This window comes from Neorhizobium galegae, from assembly GCF_017877055.1.
GTDB classification, from domain to species: Bacteria; Pseudomonadota; Alphaproteobacteria; order Rhizobiales; family Rhizobiaceae; genus Neorhizobium; species Neorhizobium galegae_D.
The window spans coordinates 299,615-315,506 of sequence record NZ_JAGIPG010000003.1 but is presented as its reverse complement, the minus strand read 5'-3'; the positions used below and the strand labels follow the sequence as shown (position 1 = coordinate 315,506).

Annotated in this window: 12 protein-coding genes; 7 read left to right on the top strand and 5 right to left on the bottom strand. The window is 62.1% G+C overall.

Going from position 1 to position 15,892, the window contains the following annotated elements; translation table 11 throughout:
• Window positions 1–5: 5 nt before the first annotated feature.
• The 5 genes from tssI to tssH all read right to left on the bottom strand — a co-directional run bounded on the left by tssI (window position 6) and on the right by tssH (window position 7,760).
• Window positions 6–2,270 (bottom strand): type VI secretion system tip protein TssI/VgrG, encoded by a 2,265-nt coding sequence (gene tssI / locus J2857_RS20670; protein WP_210011980.1) that lies wholly within the window; start codon window positions 2,268–2,270, stop codon window positions 6–8.
• A 28-nt stretch (window positions 2,271–2,298) separates the two neighbouring features.
• Window positions 2,299–3,141, bottom strand: coding sequence for a hypothetical protein (locus J2857_RS20665; RefSeq protein ID WP_210011979.1), 843 nt, complete (start codon window positions 3,139–3,141; stop codon window positions 2,299–2,301).
• A 94-nt stretch (window positions 3,142–3,235) separates the two neighbouring features.
• Window positions 3,236–4,318, bottom strand: coding sequence for a hypothetical protein (locus J2857_RS20660; protein ID WP_245363629.1), 1,083 nt, complete (start codon window positions 4,316–4,318; stop codon window positions 3,236–3,238).
• A 139-nt stretch (window positions 4,319–4,457) separates the two neighbouring features.
• Window positions 4,458–4,934 carry an Hcp family type VI secretion system effector gene (locus tag J2857_RS20655; RefSeq protein WP_113128141.1) on the bottom strand — a complete coding sequence of 159 codons (477 nt, stop codon included), beginning with the start codon at window positions 4,932–4,934 and terminating at the stop codon, window positions 4,458–4,460.
• A 42-nt stretch (window positions 4,935–4,976) separates the two neighbouring features.
• Window positions 4,977–7,760: a type VI secretion system ATPase TssH gene (gene tssH / locus J2857_RS20650; RefSeq protein WP_210011977.1), complete on the bottom strand. Its 2,784-nt coding sequence runs from the start codon at window positions 7,758–7,760 to the stop codon at window positions 4,977–4,979.
• 232 nt (window positions 7,761–7,992) lie between these two features.
• On the opposite strand from tssH, the gene tssA reads away from it, so the two are divergent.
• The 7 genes from tssA to tssF all read left to right on the top strand — a co-directional run bounded on the left by tssA (window position 7,993) and on the right by tssF (window position 15,886).
• Window positions 7,993–9,063, top strand: a complete 1,071-nt coding sequence (tssA, locus tag J2857_RS20645; RefSeq protein WP_210011976.1) for a type VI secretion system protein TssA — start codon at window positions 7,993–7,995, stop codon at window positions 9,061–9,063.
• A gap of 89 nt (window positions 9,064–9,152) precedes the next feature.
• Window positions 9,153–9,668, top strand: a complete 516-nt coding sequence (gene tssB / locus J2857_RS20640; protein ID WP_210011975.1) for a type VI secretion system contractile sheath small subunit — start codon at window positions 9,153–9,155, stop codon at window positions 9,666–9,668.
• A 123-nt stretch (window positions 9,669–9,791) separates the two neighbouring features.
• The gene (gene tssC, locus J2857_RS20635; protein WP_210011974.1) at window positions 9,792–11,273 is read left to right on the top strand and encodes a type VI secretion system contractile sheath large subunit; all 1,482 of its coding nucleotides are present in this window, start codon (window positions 9,792–9,794) and stop codon (window positions 11,271–11,273) included.
• A gap of 121 nt (window positions 11,274–11,394) precedes the next feature.
• Complete coding sequence (gene tssC, locus J2857_RS20630) at window positions 11,395–12,783, top strand: type VI secretion system contractile sheath large subunit (RefSeq protein WP_210011973.1); 1,389 nt, start codon at window positions 11,395–11,397, stop codon at window positions 12,781–12,783.
• Entirely contained in the window at window positions 12,780–13,610 is an 831-nt protein-coding gene (locus J2857_RS20625) for a type VI secretion system accessory protein TagJ (RefSeq protein ID WP_210011972.1), read from the top strand. Before tssC (J2857_RS20630) ends, J2857_RS20625 begins: the two co-directional genes overlap by 4 nt.
• Window positions 13,603–14,112: a type VI secretion system baseplate subunit TssE gene (tssE, locus tag J2857_RS20620; RefSeq protein ID WP_210011971.1), complete on the top strand. Its 510-nt coding sequence runs from the start codon at window positions 13,603–13,605 to the stop codon at window positions 14,110–14,112. Before J2857_RS20625 ends, tssE begins: the two co-directional genes overlap by 8 nt.
• The gene (tssF, locus tag J2857_RS20615) at window positions 14,105–15,886 is read left to right on the top strand and encodes a type VI secretion system baseplate subunit TssF (protein ID WP_210011970.1); all 1,782 of its coding nucleotides are present in this window, start codon (window positions 14,105–14,107) and stop codon (window positions 15,884–15,886) included. The genes tssE and tssF overlap by 8 nt, the downstream gene beginning before the upstream one ends.
• The last annotated feature ends 6 nt before the right edge of the window (window positions 15,887–15,892 follow it).

Sequence of the window (15,892 nt, the reverse complement as noted above, 5' to 3'; positions counted from 1 at the left end):
TCCTCCTAATTGAGATCGATCGGCTTACCGCGCATCTGGAAATGATCGGTGGCGACGAAATTGAATGTCTTGCCGAGGATGATCACTTCGCCATTGGCCTTCATGATGAATTTGGAATCGCCGCACTCGATGACAAATTCCTCGCCAACTGCGATCTTCTTGAACTTCCCCACGCTTTCCAAAGATGTCTGGCCCACGTTAGTCACTTTACTCATGCCGATCTGTTCGGCGCGGGCGATACCGATCGTGTCCGATTTGAAAGAACCGACAATGGTGTTCATGATGCCGGGCAGTGGAAACAGGCTAGAGACCGCATCGCCCACGCCGGTACCTGAGCTGGCCAGTGCCGCACCGGCATCGGCACGCGGACTGGGCCCCAATACGACTCCCTCGCGGCTGCCAAGACCACCTGCGCCAAGGAAGCCGAGAGCCGAGGAGGCCAGCGTTCCGGCAAAAGCCGCCACACCTGGCCCGCCGCCGCCGGCAATCTCGGCTGCCTGAGCGACAAGACCGGCCGTGTGGCCAGACAAACCTTGCACCGCTCCCATCAGCGCCATGGCCATCGGCCCTGTGCCACCGACGACGGTGTTCATCGAGCCGCCGACCTCGTGTTTCTGGTTGCCGCCGACTTCGACCGTGCGGTTGGCACCGATCGCCGACACTTCATGCCTGTCGACGCGCTTGGTTCGGTCGTTGAGGACGCGGGTGGTCTGGTCCTTCTGGGCGTGGAAGAACATGTTCTCCCGGCCGGCATCGTCCTCGAACGTCATCTCGTTGAAGCCGCTGCCTTTATGGGTATTGGAGCGCATCACCATGCGCGTCTTGTTGGCCGGCAGGTCGTAGGGCACCCCGTTCGACGGGTTCGGGACGACGCCCGTGACCAGCGGCCGGTCCGGATCGCCGTCGATGAAGGCGACCATGACTTCCATGCCTATGCGTGGAATGACCTGTCCGCCCCAGGTTGAGCCGGCCCAGTTCTGCGCCACGCGTACCCAGCAAGTGTCGGAGCCGTCCTTCTTCGCCTTCCGGTCCCAGGGGAACCAGAGCTTGATGCGCCCGTACTGGTCCGGATGGATTTCCTCACCGGCCGGACCGGCGACGATCGCCACCTGCGCGCCTTCGATCCGCGGGCGTCTGGTTTCCCGATGCGGCGTCATCGGCACGCGGGATGGGGTCGCTTCGAACGTGTTGGTATATTCCGGCTCGTTCGTATTGGTCTCATAGGATCGATCGACGACCTTCTGGGTCATCTTGGTCACCACGTGCTCCTCGTAGACATGGTCGGGATGGGCCACCTCGTAAGGGGTGAACCGACGTCCGACTTCGAGGATTCGGGATGTCGAGGAGCTTGAGACGCGGTCGTGATCCGCCTCGCTCGCCTGCATGCGCAGTTTTTCGGCGCGCTCGGCTTGGGCAACCGTGGATATGCGGGCCGGGTATTCGTAGAGTTCGCGCTTGATCGCCTCGGGCATCTGGACGAGCGACGGCGTCATCGTTCCCGGCACCATGCGCGGCGTCTCAAAATTCCAGTCGGCGCCGGCGCGCTGGCCCGGCACGTAGGAATACCGCCGGCTCCAGTCGCTGATATGGTTGCGGTCCGACGATCCTTGCGCCAGACGCACCCGCCCTTCGCCCTGCGCCAAAGGGGATGGGCCAAGCCAGGAACTGGCGCTGTCTCCCACATGCAGCTTGTGTTTGCCGTCCTCATGGCTGAACCAGTAGAACAGCCCGTCCTCTTCGAAACGGCGGGTGAGATAGGCAAGGTCCGTCTCGTTCCACTGCACCGAATAATGTTGCGGCGGCGGTGGAGTGACGATGCCGGACGTGTCGGGCGCTGGAATGCCGTGCTCGGAAAACAGCGTCTCGACGATATCGATGGCCGTCTTGTCCATCCAGATACGGCAGTCCGAACGTCGCGACAGAAGCCACATCTGCGGCCGCAGCACCATGGAATAGGATCTGAGGCCCCGAGTGACCGGCGGCCCTTCGTTGAGTTCGGTCACCAGGCCGTTGAACGGACGGCGCACGCCACCCTCCCCTTCACCCTGCTGCACCTCGATCGAAACATCCATCAGCCTCCCGATCAGCTCTTCCGGCTTGACCACCGGCTTCTTGGCGCGCACCGACAGCTTGATCTCGAAGAGCGAGGAAACCCCTTCCTCGATCGTCACCCGCTCCGGCAGAAGCTGGTCCTCGCCGAGCGGCGAGACAATTTTCAGGATACGGCTCGCCTGGATGAAATCGGCGGCAAAGGATTGTAAATCGTCCATACGTCAAGTCCCGTCTTGAAACGCTCAACTACTGTTGCTGCGGTCGGGGATGAGTTTTGAGATAACCCGCCAATGCCGAGAAATATTCTGCGAGCATCCTGCTATTGGCCTGGTCGGATACCTGCTTGTAACTTTCGACAAGCGCTTGCCGTTTGGCCATGCCTTCCGCGCTTTGATAAAAGTCCGAAAGAACCAAAAGATCTTCGTTTGGCAGAAGCGCAAGAGTAACCGTCAGCCGCGCCTTTTCTTCCATGCGCGCGACATCCTTGGGCACCGGCTTTTCGTTCTCAGTCCTGTCGCGCAGGGATGCGATGACGCCTCCAAGCTCGGACTTCAGTTTCTCCGGGGATGTGGATGCAAGCTCGGCCGAATTTGCGTCGGAAAATGCCTCCAGCGAGACATACATGACCTGCGCCGTCAGCGCGGTTTCGGCAGCCAGGTCCGGTGCCGCCATCAGATCGGCCAGCTGTCTGATGCGGGAACCGTCATCGGTGGCGATGCGGGCCTCGATCTGTTTTGCAGTCGCCTGATCCTGGCCTGCATACATCTCGGCGATTTTCTTGCGTCCATCCTCGAAGGCCGCGGCGGCCTTGGCCAAGGCTGCCGGGTCTGTTTTCCCGTCAGCGACCTCGGCCAGGCTGTCCGATATCTCCGCGACCATGCCTTTCGGATCGAACGAAGCGCGGACGGCAGGTTCCAGGATGGGTCCAGCCTTGGAAGCCTCGGCATCCCCTCGATCGGTCGCGGCTTTCACGACGCTTCCCACCGCCGACGGCATTGCCGAAAGGCGTGGGCCGACCTGCTCCATCCGAAGAAGAGCTTCGTCGATTTCGCCGGAGGCCGATGCAAGGGCGGGCGCCGATACCGTCATGGCAAAGGCCAGGGCGACATTCCGCGACCACCGCAGAATGGTGCCGGCCCGAGCCGATGACGAAGATAAACCGATCAACTGCATCCGCTGCACCTCAGATCATCCGCACGTCTGTCAATTGCCTGGGGCGGGCGTCGTTGTAGAGCTTGTTGATGATCTGCTCGGCCTTCATCATCTGTGCGTGGCCGGTCGGGTCGAACAGCTTCCTCTCCACAAAACTCTGGTTCGGATAGAAGGGTCCGTTCCCGGTGCTGATGCTGAGCTTGTTGACGCGCTCCCGGATACCGGAGCCGATACTCTCGTATTCGATGCGCTGGCCCGGATCGTAGGACGCAAAAGGCCTGCCGTTGAATCGGGGATGAACGGCCTTCGGGTAACGGGGGTCGGACGGCATCTGCGAGATCGACTTTTCGCCGTATTTCGTTTCGCGGCCTATGGCACCGACGCTTCCGCCATAAGACGGCGCGTAGGTGACGAGCCTGTCGGAATCCAGGACTGCGCTCATATAGAAGAGCAGCTCCATTTTCTCGGCCAGCTTCTTTTCGTCGATGCTGCTGCCGGTCGGCGGATTGCAGAACGGGATCCTGGACGCCATATCGGCAACCTTCCCCTTGTCCGTCTCGCCGATCGAATTGTCTTCCTTCACGCCTTCGATGAATTCATGCGTGCAGATATGGCTGGCACGGATGAAGTCCATGAGACGTGACTCGTAGTTGACCGACGTCGGTGCGGAGACCTGCGTCCCGGTGCTCGTCAGGCCTTCCGCAAGTTTCGTCACCTGCTTGTTGGCGACCTTCTTGGCCTCGTCCAGAACACCGCCCAGCGCGAACATGAACGCCTTGTTGCTGTTGGCGGCGGCCATCAGATTGAAAGTACGGTTGAGATTGTTATTGCAGATCACGCGGACAATCGCGCGGCCCGCCAGCACGCGTACCGAGGTCGTGGCAAAGGCGGCCATCATGACGCTGCCGGTCAAGACCGAAGCTGCCAGCACAAACATCTCGGCGGTGGCGCGATCGCGCTCGCCTTGGGCCTTCATTTCGTTGTTGTAACTCAATACTGCGGCGTCATATGCGCGCACATAGGGGCTGGCGACATTCAGCTCCCATTGGGACTTATATTTGGGAAGCTTTACAAGAATATCGCTCAAGCGTTGATTTGCGGATGCCACGATCATCTCCCATTGTCCAAAGCCGAAAAATATCTCTCAACTGTCTGCGAAAACGTCCGTCATCAGCTCAGGCGGAGACGGGTGGGGTAGCGCATCGATACGACGCCGGCCGAAAAGAGCCGGCGTCGAAAAATGTTGAGAGGCCTTAGGCAGCCCTGGCCGTGGAAAGGTCATAGGACGCGATCATCGGCGACTGCGGCGAATGATTCTCGTCGTACGGCGTGTACTTCACTTCCATCTTGGTGAAGTTCAGCTTGATCGTTTCGATCGGGCGGTCGCCGTTCGAATCGATCGAGTAGCTGGCGATCAGCGTGTTGGTCAGCGAGTATTCGATATACGTGTCGCCCGGGTTACCGGTCGTCACCAGGTGGATCACAGTACGCTTGCCGGTGCGGCCCGAGCAGGCTTCCTGGAAAAGTTTGGTCGACGAGGAGTCGCTGACCTTGGTGAGGATGACTTCCGAGACAGTCGGCTCGGAAGCTTCACGGTTTGCCGCGGAACCGGCAGACGTGTTCATGTTGCGGGCAACGTTCCAATGGATGGCTTCGATATCCATCCACTTGCGGTGCTGTTCATGGGTTGCGTCACCCTGAATACCGTCGATCTGCAGATAAATCGGCATGCTATCAGCTCTCCTATTATCGGATTAAGTGCCTAGTTGCGTCTAAGGCGCAGTTGCCTTTCGTCTTGCTCCTCCCCGGGTGCGCTTGCGGCCCGAGGGTTCTTCATCCGCCTGCCGGCTATGATCCGGTTCGGCGAATTTTTGTTGGACGGCCGTGCTCTTCTCGGCATCGATGCCGAAACGCTTACCGTCGAAATTGATGGTGATGGCGGCGCTCTCCCGGCCTTCCGTGACGGCATCGAGGAAAAAGGTGGAAAGCACGGGCAGAAGATCGCGAGCTATCATGATCTCGATGGCGCGGGCGCCCATCTCGCTGGCTTTCGCCCTGGAGATCAAGGCTTCCCGCGCGTCGGCCGACAGGTCGAGCACCGTGCCGTAGGCCGCGTCGACGCGTTCGCGAATGCGTCCGATCTGGATATCGACGATGCCGGACAGCGTTTCGCGGCCGAGCGGCATGAAGGGCAGCACCGTGGTGCGCCCGAGGAAGGCCGGCTTGAAATGTTTCTGCAACTCGGGAAGCAGGAGCGCTTCGAGCGCCTCGCCTTCCGGCATCGTGTCCGGATCGGCGGCAAGGGCCGCGAGCAGTTCCGAGCCCGTATTGGCCGTCATGAAGATCGTGGTGTTCTTGAAATCGATGTCGCGGCCTTCGCCGTCGCGCAGCGTTCCTTTGTCGAACACCTGGTAGAAGATTTCCTGGACGCCCGGATGCGCCTTGTCGATCTCGTCGAGCAGCAGCACCCCATAGGGCCGGCGCCGCACGGCTTCCGTCAGGACGCCGCCTTCACCATAGCCCACATAACCGGGCGGCGAGCCGAGCAGCATCGAGATTTTGTGTTCTTCCTTGAACTCCGACATGTTGATGGTCGTGAGATACCGGCTGCCGCCATAAAGCATGTCGGCGAGCGACAGCGCCGTTTCCGTCTTGCCGGTGCCGGACATGCCGACGAGCAGGAAGACGGCCGGCGGCCGGCGCGGATCGGTAAGACCGGCGCGGGCAGCCCGCATGGTCGACGCGATCCGCTCGATTGCCGCATCCTGGCCGAGCACGCGCTCCTTCAGCCGCGCATCCAGCGTCTTCACCGTCTCCACCTGGTCGGACAGGAGCTTGCCGACCGGGATACCGGTCCAGCGGGCAACGACCGCGGCGACCGACTCCTTGTCGACGACACGCGGCACGAGCGGCATTTCGCCGGCGACCGCCATAAGGCTTCGCTCGGTGCTGGCAAAAGCGGTGCGGGCGCTTTCGGGCGTCATCGCCTGCGGCGGGAAAGGCGCGACATTGGTGCTGCCGCTCGCCTCGCCGGCCGGAGATAACGGCACGATGGCGGGGTCATGCGAAAAGACCTCTTCAAGGCGATCAGCTTCGCGCGCAAGCCGCATTTCCTCGTCGAACTTCGCGCGCAAGGCTTCGGCTTCGGCGGTGATCGCATCGCGTTCCCGGGCAATCTCGGCAAGGCGCGCAAGGTTTTCCGGCGTTTCGGGCTCGCCTGCCAGCCATCTGGCCTCGGTCCCCAGAAGGTCACGCTCATTGTCGAGCAGCTTCACCGCTTCCGGCGACGTCTGCCGCGCCAGCGCAACGCCAGCCGCAGCCGTATCGATCAGGCTGATCGCCTTGTCGGGAAGCTGCCGCGCCGGCAAATAGCGGGCCGAAAGGCGGACGGCGGCGACCAGCGCCTCGTCGCGGATCCGTACCTTGTGGTGGGACTTCAGGCTCTCGGCCACCCCACGCAGCATCCGGACAGCCGTCTCTTCATCCGGCTCTTGCACATGCACCACCTGGAAGCGCCGCGTCAGTGCCGCATCCTTCTCGATATGGCGCTTGTATTCGCTCCAGGTCGTGGCCGCGATGGTTCGCAATTCGCCCCGCGCCAGGGCGGGCTTGAGAATATTCGCAGCATCGCCCTGCCCCGCCTGCCCGCCGGCGCCGATCAGGCCATGCGCTTCGTCGATGAACAGGATGATCGGCTCGGGCGAAGCTTTCACGGCGTCCACGACGCCATGCAGCCGCCGTTCGAATTCACCCTTCACGCCGGCACCGGCCTGCAGCAGACTGAGGTCGAGCAGCAGCAGCTTCACCTGCTTCAGCCGCTCGGGCACGGTTTCCGCAGCAATCTCCTGGGCGAGCGCTTCCGCGACCGCCGTCTTGCCGACGCCGGCCTCGCCGACCAGGATCGGATTGTTCTGCCGCCGCCGCATGAGGATGTCGATCAGCTGGCGCAGCTCGCGGTCGCGACCGATGACGGGATCGATCTTTCCGGCGCGGGCATCGGCGGTCATGTCGCGGGTATAGAGGCGCAGAAATTCGTTTTCCGCCGATGAAAAGGCCGGCTTCGACAAAACCGGCCCGGATGAGTTATCCGCCTGATCGGCCTTCGCTTTTTCAAGCTTATCATCGAGACGCGTGCGGTCGAGGCTGCGCATCGACGGCGCGATGCCGCGCACCACCGCGCGCAGAGCCTGGTCGGCGGTCAATCCAGCAAGCAGATCGGCCAGGGTAATGGTGCTGCGCCCGTATTGAAGCGAGGCGACGAGCCAGGCTTCGCGCGCCAGCGAAAGCAGGTTCTGGGAGAGTACGAGCGATGCGCCGTCCTCCCGGCGTATATCGGCAATCGCCGCATCGAGCTCGGTGCGCAGCGTTTCCGAAGGGACGCTGAGATCCTCGAAAACGGCAGACACTCCTTGGATGTCCAGAAGCGCCCGAAGCCAGTGGCTGACCTCGACGACCGGTTGCTGATGACGCGCAGCAAGCGAAGCGGCTGTCTCAAGACCGACACGCAAACTTGGCTCAAGCGTTCTGATCAGACGACTGAGATCGATGTGCGACATCCGGCAAGCCCTGTATTTTTTCGTCGGGTGCAGTGTTCTTTCGAGATGCGAGGCAACAACTAGGGCGCTCACCAGACCTTGTCCAGATCAAAAGTTGCGCTATGTCAAAAAATAACGATCTCGATAGTTGTCATGAAACTGTCACCGTCTTCGGGAGCTTGACAAGCCAGTATATGATCAACAGGATGACGAACCGCGAATTTATGCTCCCATTTTTGGAGAATATGATAGCGTGAATGTGCCAAAAATAGCCGATCCATTTGAAGAAAATGCTCCATGCGGAGAAAACGTCCGAACTAATACTTCGGTGCGTGAAATATACTATAGAATTAAGGACGCCAGAAGCGTCGCAAGAACCGCCGAGCGAGGAATAGTTCCGGGTGAAACTATTGGGCTTTCACCTGCCTGGCATGACGTAAACAATCTTGGATTGCAAATCCTTTCTTCCGTGAGCAAGGACATCGAAGTATTGGCCTGGTTGGCCGAGGCTCAGTTGCGGCTGCGAGGGTTCGAGGGATTGCGGGACGTCTATGAGGCCATGATGTCGCTTTTAGACAACCATTTTGACTCTTTGCATTCGATCGGCGACGACGATTTGGAGGAACGGTTTGCGCCCCTCGCCGGTCTGAACGGCGTCGGCGGCGAAGGAACGATCATCCAGGCGATCCGTCTGACTTCGTTGATTCCTGGCGGCAAGTTCGCTCAATTTTCGCTTTGGGATTTCCAGCTTTCCCAGCGGGCGACCGAGAGCGAGCGGCGCCAGGAATTGCAGCAGGCAGCGACGGAAGCGGGTGTCGCACGCATGTCAGGCCACCTGACGGTACTCACGGAATGCATCGCCGCTTTCGACCGTCTGGTCGCTATACTTGACGCCCGCTGCGGTGATCAGGCGCCGCCGAGTTCGAATACACGCAATGTTCTGCATGAGGCGGCTTCTGCAATTCGCGTTCTGGCGGGCATTGACGCCTCCGTTCCTGTTCCGGCACAGCAGGCATCGCACAAGCCGGATCTCAATCCCGCCAACACGAACGAGGCCGAAGCGGAGCCTGCTGCCCAGCCCCGACCGGTCACCGCCGAAACGATTCGTTCCCGCGAGGAGGCCTTCGATCTGCTGATCGCGGTGGCGCGGTATTTTCGCCGGACCGAACCCCATTCACCGATTTCCATGTCGATCGAGACGCTCGTGCGCCGCGGCCGCATGGATTTTTCCGAGCTTCTTGCCGAGCTCCTGCCCGAGCAGCATGCGCGCAACGCAGTGCTGACGGCGGCCGGCATCCAGCCCTCAGCCGACAGGGGAGGTTGAGGGGGTACGACCGCATGCGGGCTGCCGCCCGACAGCAATCTACAAAAGTCTGAATTCGTAATCTGCCGATGGCAGGAAGGAGAATCCCGATGGCAAGTGTGCATGAGAAACTGGAAAGGGTTCGCAAACCCCGGGTCCACATCAAATATGAAGTGGAGACCGAAGGCGCGATGGTGGTGAAGGAACTGCCCTTCGTGGTCGGTGTGCTGGGCGATTTCTCCGGCAATCCGACCCAGCCGTTGAAACCGTTCGGCGAGCGCAAGTTCGTCCAGATCGACCGGGACAATTTCGACGACGTGATGCGCCGCATGACCCCGGGGCTCACCATTTCCGTCGAGAACACATTGCAGAACGACGGAACCGAGCTTCCGGTTTCATTGAAATTCGAAAGCATGGAGGATTTCGAACCGGGCTCCGTCGTCAACCAGGTGCCGGCGCTGAAAGCCCTGCTCAATGCCCGCAACGAACTCCGCGACCTGATGAGCAAGGCCGACCGTTCCGAAGAGCTGGAACGGCTCCTGGAGGAGATCCTGCAGAACAAGGCCGACCTTTCCCAGCTCGTCGCCCAGCTCGGCAGCGACAAGAAAAAAGACGCGGTCAACTGAGTGTCACCGGCGCGCGGGCGACTGCGCGCCTTGAATTCCCGCCCATCTGTTGGTTGGAGCAGCCGCTTCCTCGAAGGCGTCAACACTTCGAGAGCGCAGCTCCCCGGAACAAGGATTTGAGACATGAGCGCTGACACGCAACTGCAAACGACGGAACAGATCGATTTCGTTCCGGATCAGGACCTTCTCATGAAGGTGGTCGCGGCGACCCGCCAGACGGAACCGAACCGCGCCCAGGATCTCCTGCGCACCCTCACCGACCAGGCCCTCAAAGGCACGGTCACCTATGACCGCAATCTGACCGTCACCTTGAACAATGCGATCGCCGAGATCGACAAGACGATCTCCAGGCAGCTTGCGGCGATCATGCAGGCGCCCGAATTCGTGAAGCTCGAAGGCGCCTGGCGCGGCCTCAACTATCTGGTCAAGAACACCGAGACCAGCGTCAACCTGAAGATCCGCGTGCTGAACGCCTCCAAGCGCGAAATCTCCAAGGATCTGGCCAAGGCGGTCGAGTTCGACCAGTCGCGCCTTTTCAAGTCCGTTTATGAAGACGAGTTCGGCACGCCGGGCGGCGAGCCGATGGGCGCGCTCATCGGTGATTACGAATTCGACAATTCGTTTGATGACGTTCAGCTGCTGCAGGGCGTGTCGATGATCGCCGCCGCCGCTTTCGCGCCATTCATCTCCGCAGCCAGCCCGCGCATGTTCGGTTTCGAGGACTTCCGCGAAGTCGCCAAGCCGCGCGACCTCGAAAAGATCTTCGATACGGTCGAATATGCCAAGTGGCGCAGCTTCCGCGACAGCGACGATTCGCGGTTCGTGACGCTCGCCATGCCGCGCGTCCTCGCTCGCATGCCCTATGGCCCGAAGACCAGCCCGATCGACGAATTCAACTACGACGAAACGGGCGGCTCCAATACCGGCGAACTGCCGCATGACAATTATTGCTGGATGAATGCAGCCTATGTCATGGGCACGCGGCTGACCGAGGCCTTCGCCAAGAGCGGCTGGTGCACGGCGATCCGCGGCGCGGAAAACGGCGGCAAGGTCGAAGGCCTGCCGATGCACATCTTCTCCAGCGACGATGGCGATCTCGACCTCAAGTGCCCGACCGAGGTCGGCATCACCGACCGCCGCGATGCCGAACTCGGCAAACTCGGCTTCCTGCCGCTCTGCCACTACAAGAACACCGACTATGCCGTGTTCTTCGGCGCGCAGACGACCCACAAGCCGAAGCTTTACGACCGGCCGGAAGCCAATGCCAACGCGGCGGTCTCCGCCCGTCTTCCCTACATGATGGCGACGTCCCGCTTCGCCCATTACCTCAAGGTCATGGGCCGCGATAAGATCGGCTCCTTCATGGAAGCGGAAGATTGCGAGGCCTGGCTGAACCGCTGGATCGCCAATTACGTCAACGCCAATGACGAGGCGGGCGAGGAATCGCGCGCCAAATACCCGTTGCGCGATGCCAGGGTCACCGTTCAGGAGATTCCTGGCAAGCCGGGCGCCTACAATGCGGTGGCCTGGATGCGCCCCTGGCTGCAGATGGAGGAGTTGACGACCTCTCTGCGGATGGTCGCTCGGATACCCTCCAAATCCTGATGCGACGGCACGCGCGGCGTCCCCTCGCCGCGCGTGATCCTTCCGCCTTTGTTTCACGCAGCTCCAGACGGAAACGCAATCGCATTTTCCGGGAACGGCCCGGATTTGAACCAGGATGACGATGGGTTCTTGCACAGAATGGAGGCGTCGGGCGGACCGGTTGATCGCATTGATCGACGAGGCCCTGAACGCCCAGGTGAACGCGATCCTGCATCACCCCGACTTCCAGGCAATGGAGGCCCGGTGGCGCGGCCTTGCCATGCTCGTGCGCGCATCCGGCCCGAGCGGCGATGTGAAAATCAAGCTTCTGAGCATCGGCGCGCAAGAGCTTGCCCGGAACATGGAACGCGCCTCGGATTTCGATCAGAGCCACCTCTTCGAGCTGATCTACAGCCGCGAGTTCGGCACGCCGGGCGGCGAACCCTACGGGCTCCTGATCGGCGACTACCACTTCTCGCCGGAAGAACCGAAGGGCGGAGATGCCGTCAGCCTCCTGACGCAGCTCGGCATGGTGGCCGCAGCCGCCTTCTGCCCCTTCGTCGCCGGCGCCTCGCCCCAGGCGCTCGGGCTTGAGGACTTTCACGAACTCGGCCGCGTCCAGGATTTTTCCTGGCTCGCCAACGATCCGACCCGCATCCGCTGGAATGCGCTTCGCGCCCGCGAGGACTCGCGTTTCCTCGGCCTTGTCGGGCCGCGGATCCTGATGCGCGCGCCGCTCGAGCCCTACGACCGCCGGCGTAACGACGGCTTTCCCTTCCGCGAGGAGGTCTTAGCGGACGGCAGTTCGCTGCTCTGGGGCAATGGCGCCTTCGCCTTCGCCACCATCGTCATCCGCAATTTCATCGAGTCGGGTTGGTTTGCCGATATCCGCGGCGTCACCCAGGACAGGATCGACGGCGGTTTGTTGAGCACATCGGAATTGCGCCCTTACGATTTCGGCACCGAAAGCAGCGGGCTTTCGACCCAGGCGCCGGTGGAAATCCGCCTGACGAGCGTTCAGGAGCAGCAGTTCTGCGATCTCGGCCTGATCCCGGTCGCGACCACCTATCTCTCGGCCTCGGCGATCTTCAATTCCAATCAGTCGCTGCACGCCCCGCCGCATTATTCCAACGAGCATGCGCGCCAGAACGCCCGGCTCGCCGCCATGCTGCAATACGTGCTCTGCGCCTCGCGCTTTTCGCATTATCTGAAGGTGATCATGCGCGACGAGATCGGCCAGCTCTCCGATGCCAACTCCATCCAGCGGAAGCTCGATGACTGGCTGACCGGATATACGCTCGGCAACGACGACGCCGATCTTTCGCTGCGCACCCGCTTTCCCCTGCGCTCCGCCGGCATCACCGTCGCGGAAATTCCCGGCAAGCCGGGCACCTTCTCCTGCACGGTCCGCATGCAGCCGCATTTCCAGCTCGATGACGTCTCCACGAGCTTCCACCTCATCGCCGAGACTGCGAACCCGGACCAGATCGTTCGCCGTCCCGTTGCCAATACCGAGAGGATGTCCGCATGACGCTTTCCGAAAGCATCGCCAAATCCCTGAGCGACGATGCGCTCGACGCCGCACTCGACATGGCGAAGGCCCATCTGAAGTCCAATCCGTCGGACCAGGAGGCCCGCCACCTCTATATCGACCTTCTGGTGCTTGCCGGCGACTACGAGCGCGCCGACAATCAGTGCAGCCTCGCCGTCACGTTCGCGCCCGATGCGACCATGGGCTTTGCCCTTCTGCGCAACGAGTTGCGGGGCATGGCGGCACGCGACGCCTGGTTCCGGAGCGGCGCCGTGCCGGAATTCCCCCAGGGGCCAAGCGATCTTGACAGGCTTGCGGTTCGCCTTGGCATCGCCCACCGGATGCGGGATTCGGCGGACGCAAGGGAGGCGCTCGCGGCCCTGGAAGATCAGCGCGGCGAACGCCCGATGCTCTGGAACGGCAAACAGGTTTCCGATTTCCGCGACCTCGACGACCGGACGCCACACGCCCTGGAAGTCATCATGACCGGCGGCGCCTATCTCTGGATCGATTTCACCAAAATCGCGACACTCACCGTCGAACCGATCGCAAGGCCGCGCGACCTCGCCTTCCGGCGGGCGGAACTTTCGCTGATCGACGGCGCGGTGGCGCCCGTGCTGCTGCCCGCCATCTATCACGGCACGGCGTCCGATCCGGCGCTGATCCTCGGCCGCGAGACTGACTGGATCGAAGAACCGGCGGGGATCACCACCGGCCGCGGCCAGCGCTGCTTCCTTGCCGGAGACGAACTCGTCTCCTTCCACGATACCGAAAACCTCGAAACCGCGTCGGCGGTCGCCAAACGCAAACAGGTCGCCCATGGCTGATCCGCTCGAACGATATCGCCCGCGTGACCGCGTTCTCGCCCGTTCGATCCTCGACCGGCTGATCGACGAGGCGCCGGATCGCGCCTTCGATCCGCCGATGAACCTCGCGGATCAGGTCCGTGACATGCGGGAATCGATCCGCCGCGATCTCGAAGCCCTGCTGAATACCCGCCGCTGCCCCGAAGCGCCGCCCGCCATTCTGGCCGAGCTCAAGGACGCGCTTGTGAGCTACGGGGTCGACGGCATGGTATCGGCGAACCTCGTGACGGATGAGGCCAAGCTCAAGCTCGCCCAGATGATCGAGCGCCGCATTTCGCTGTTCGAGACGCGCCTCTCGGACGTCCGCGTGACGATCCTGAAGAGCCGGACGATGACGGAGCGGGCTTTGCGCATGCGCATCCAGGCGAGCTTTCGCCTGCATGAGGGCATGCCGCCGATCAGCTTCGAGTCGACGATCGATCCGTCCACACAGCGGTTCCTGGTGGAGGCGGCAAATGGCTGAAGGCTTCCTCAACCGCTACAATGACGAGCTGCTGGCGCTGCGCCGGCGGGCGGCGCGGTTTGCCGATGCGTTCCCGAAGATCGCCGGCCGGCTGCGCATGACCGGCGACGTCGCGGACGATCCGCATGTGGAGCGGCTGATCCAGAGCTTCGCCTATTCCGCCGCCCGCGTCCGCCAGAAGATCGACGACGAATTCCCGGAACTGACGGACGGACTGCTCGAAACGCTCTATCCGCATTATCTGGCACCGCTCCCCTCGATGAGCATCGTGCGCTTCAAGCCGAGCGCCACGCTTGCCTCGGTGCAGACCGTACCGCGCCATACGGAAATCCTGGCCGAGCCGATTGGCGGCGAAGCCTGCCGGTTCCGCACCACCCAGGATGTCGATGTGGCGCCGATCGAGATCGCCGCTGCCGCATTGTCCGGCCAGCCGATCAATGGGCCGCTGTCGCCCTATTCCGGTGTTGCCGGCTGCCTGCGGCTGTCGGTCCGCGCGCTCGATCCGCGCAAACCCTTTGGGCAGCTCGGCGTCGGCAGGCTGCGGCTGCATATCCCGTCGCCCTGGCAGCAGGCCGTGGCGATCCACGAACTGCTCGCCAACCACACGCTCGGCATTGCGCTTGCAAAACACGCCGATGACCGCGAGCCGATCTTCTTAGCCGCCAGGAACCTGAAGCCGGTCGGTTTCGAACCTGAACAGGCGATGCTGCCCTATCCGGCGCCGAGCTTCATCGGCTACCGGCTGCTGACCGAATTTTTCGCCCTGCCGCAGAAATTCCTGTTCCTCGACCTCCACGGCCTCGACGCCTGGAAGGGTGAAGCGCTGGAAATCTTCATCTATCTGGATGAGACGGACGCGAAGCTGGAACGCGCCGTCTCGGCCCGTGATTTCACCCTCAATGCCACGCCGGTCGTCAACCTCTTCCGCCAGACCTGCGAACCGATTTCGGTCGACGGCACCCGCACGGAATATCGCCTTCTGCCGGATGCCCGCCGCCAGAGGACGCGCGAAATCTATTCGGTCGACCGCGTGCTTCTGACCGGCTCCCGCGGACAGGAAGAATTCTGCCAGCCGTTCTTCGGCCGCTCGCAGCGGGCGGGCAACAGTGCCTCCTACTGGCAGGCCTACCGCCGCTTCGACGAGGACGACGGGACGAGCGACATGGAGATCGCTTTCGTCGACCGCAATCGCCGCTTCGCCGGACCGATGGATGCGGTGGCAAGTGTCGATACGCTCTGCCTCAATCGCGACCTGCCGGAACAGCTGCCCTTCGGCGGCGGCCACCCGTTCCTGCAACTGGCTTCGGGCCATGAGGCGGTCGCCGGCGCCGAGGCGCTGATCCCGCCGACCCCTTCGGTCCGCATGAACGATCAGGAAGGCCGCAATTGGCGGCTCGTGTCGCACCTGCTGCTCAATCATCTCTCCCTGTTCGACAACGACGGCGCGGCGTTGAAGGATATCCTGTCGCTCTATGCCTTCCGCGACAGTCCGGAAACCAAGCAGCTCGTCGATGCGCTGATCCGCATCAAGGCCGAAAATTCGACGGCTCGGCTCGGCAGCGGCGGCATGGTGCCCGGCACCGAGATCGCACTGGAATTCGATCCGGCCGCCATCGACCGGCCGTCTGCCTTCCTGTTCGGCGCGGTGCTCGACCGTTTCTTCAGCCTCTACACCTCGGTCAACAGCTTCACCCGGCTGACCGTGTCGATGAGGGGGCAATCGAAACCCATCGCCACCTGGCCGGCACGCGCCGCCGAGCGGCCCCTGCTCTGACGAAAG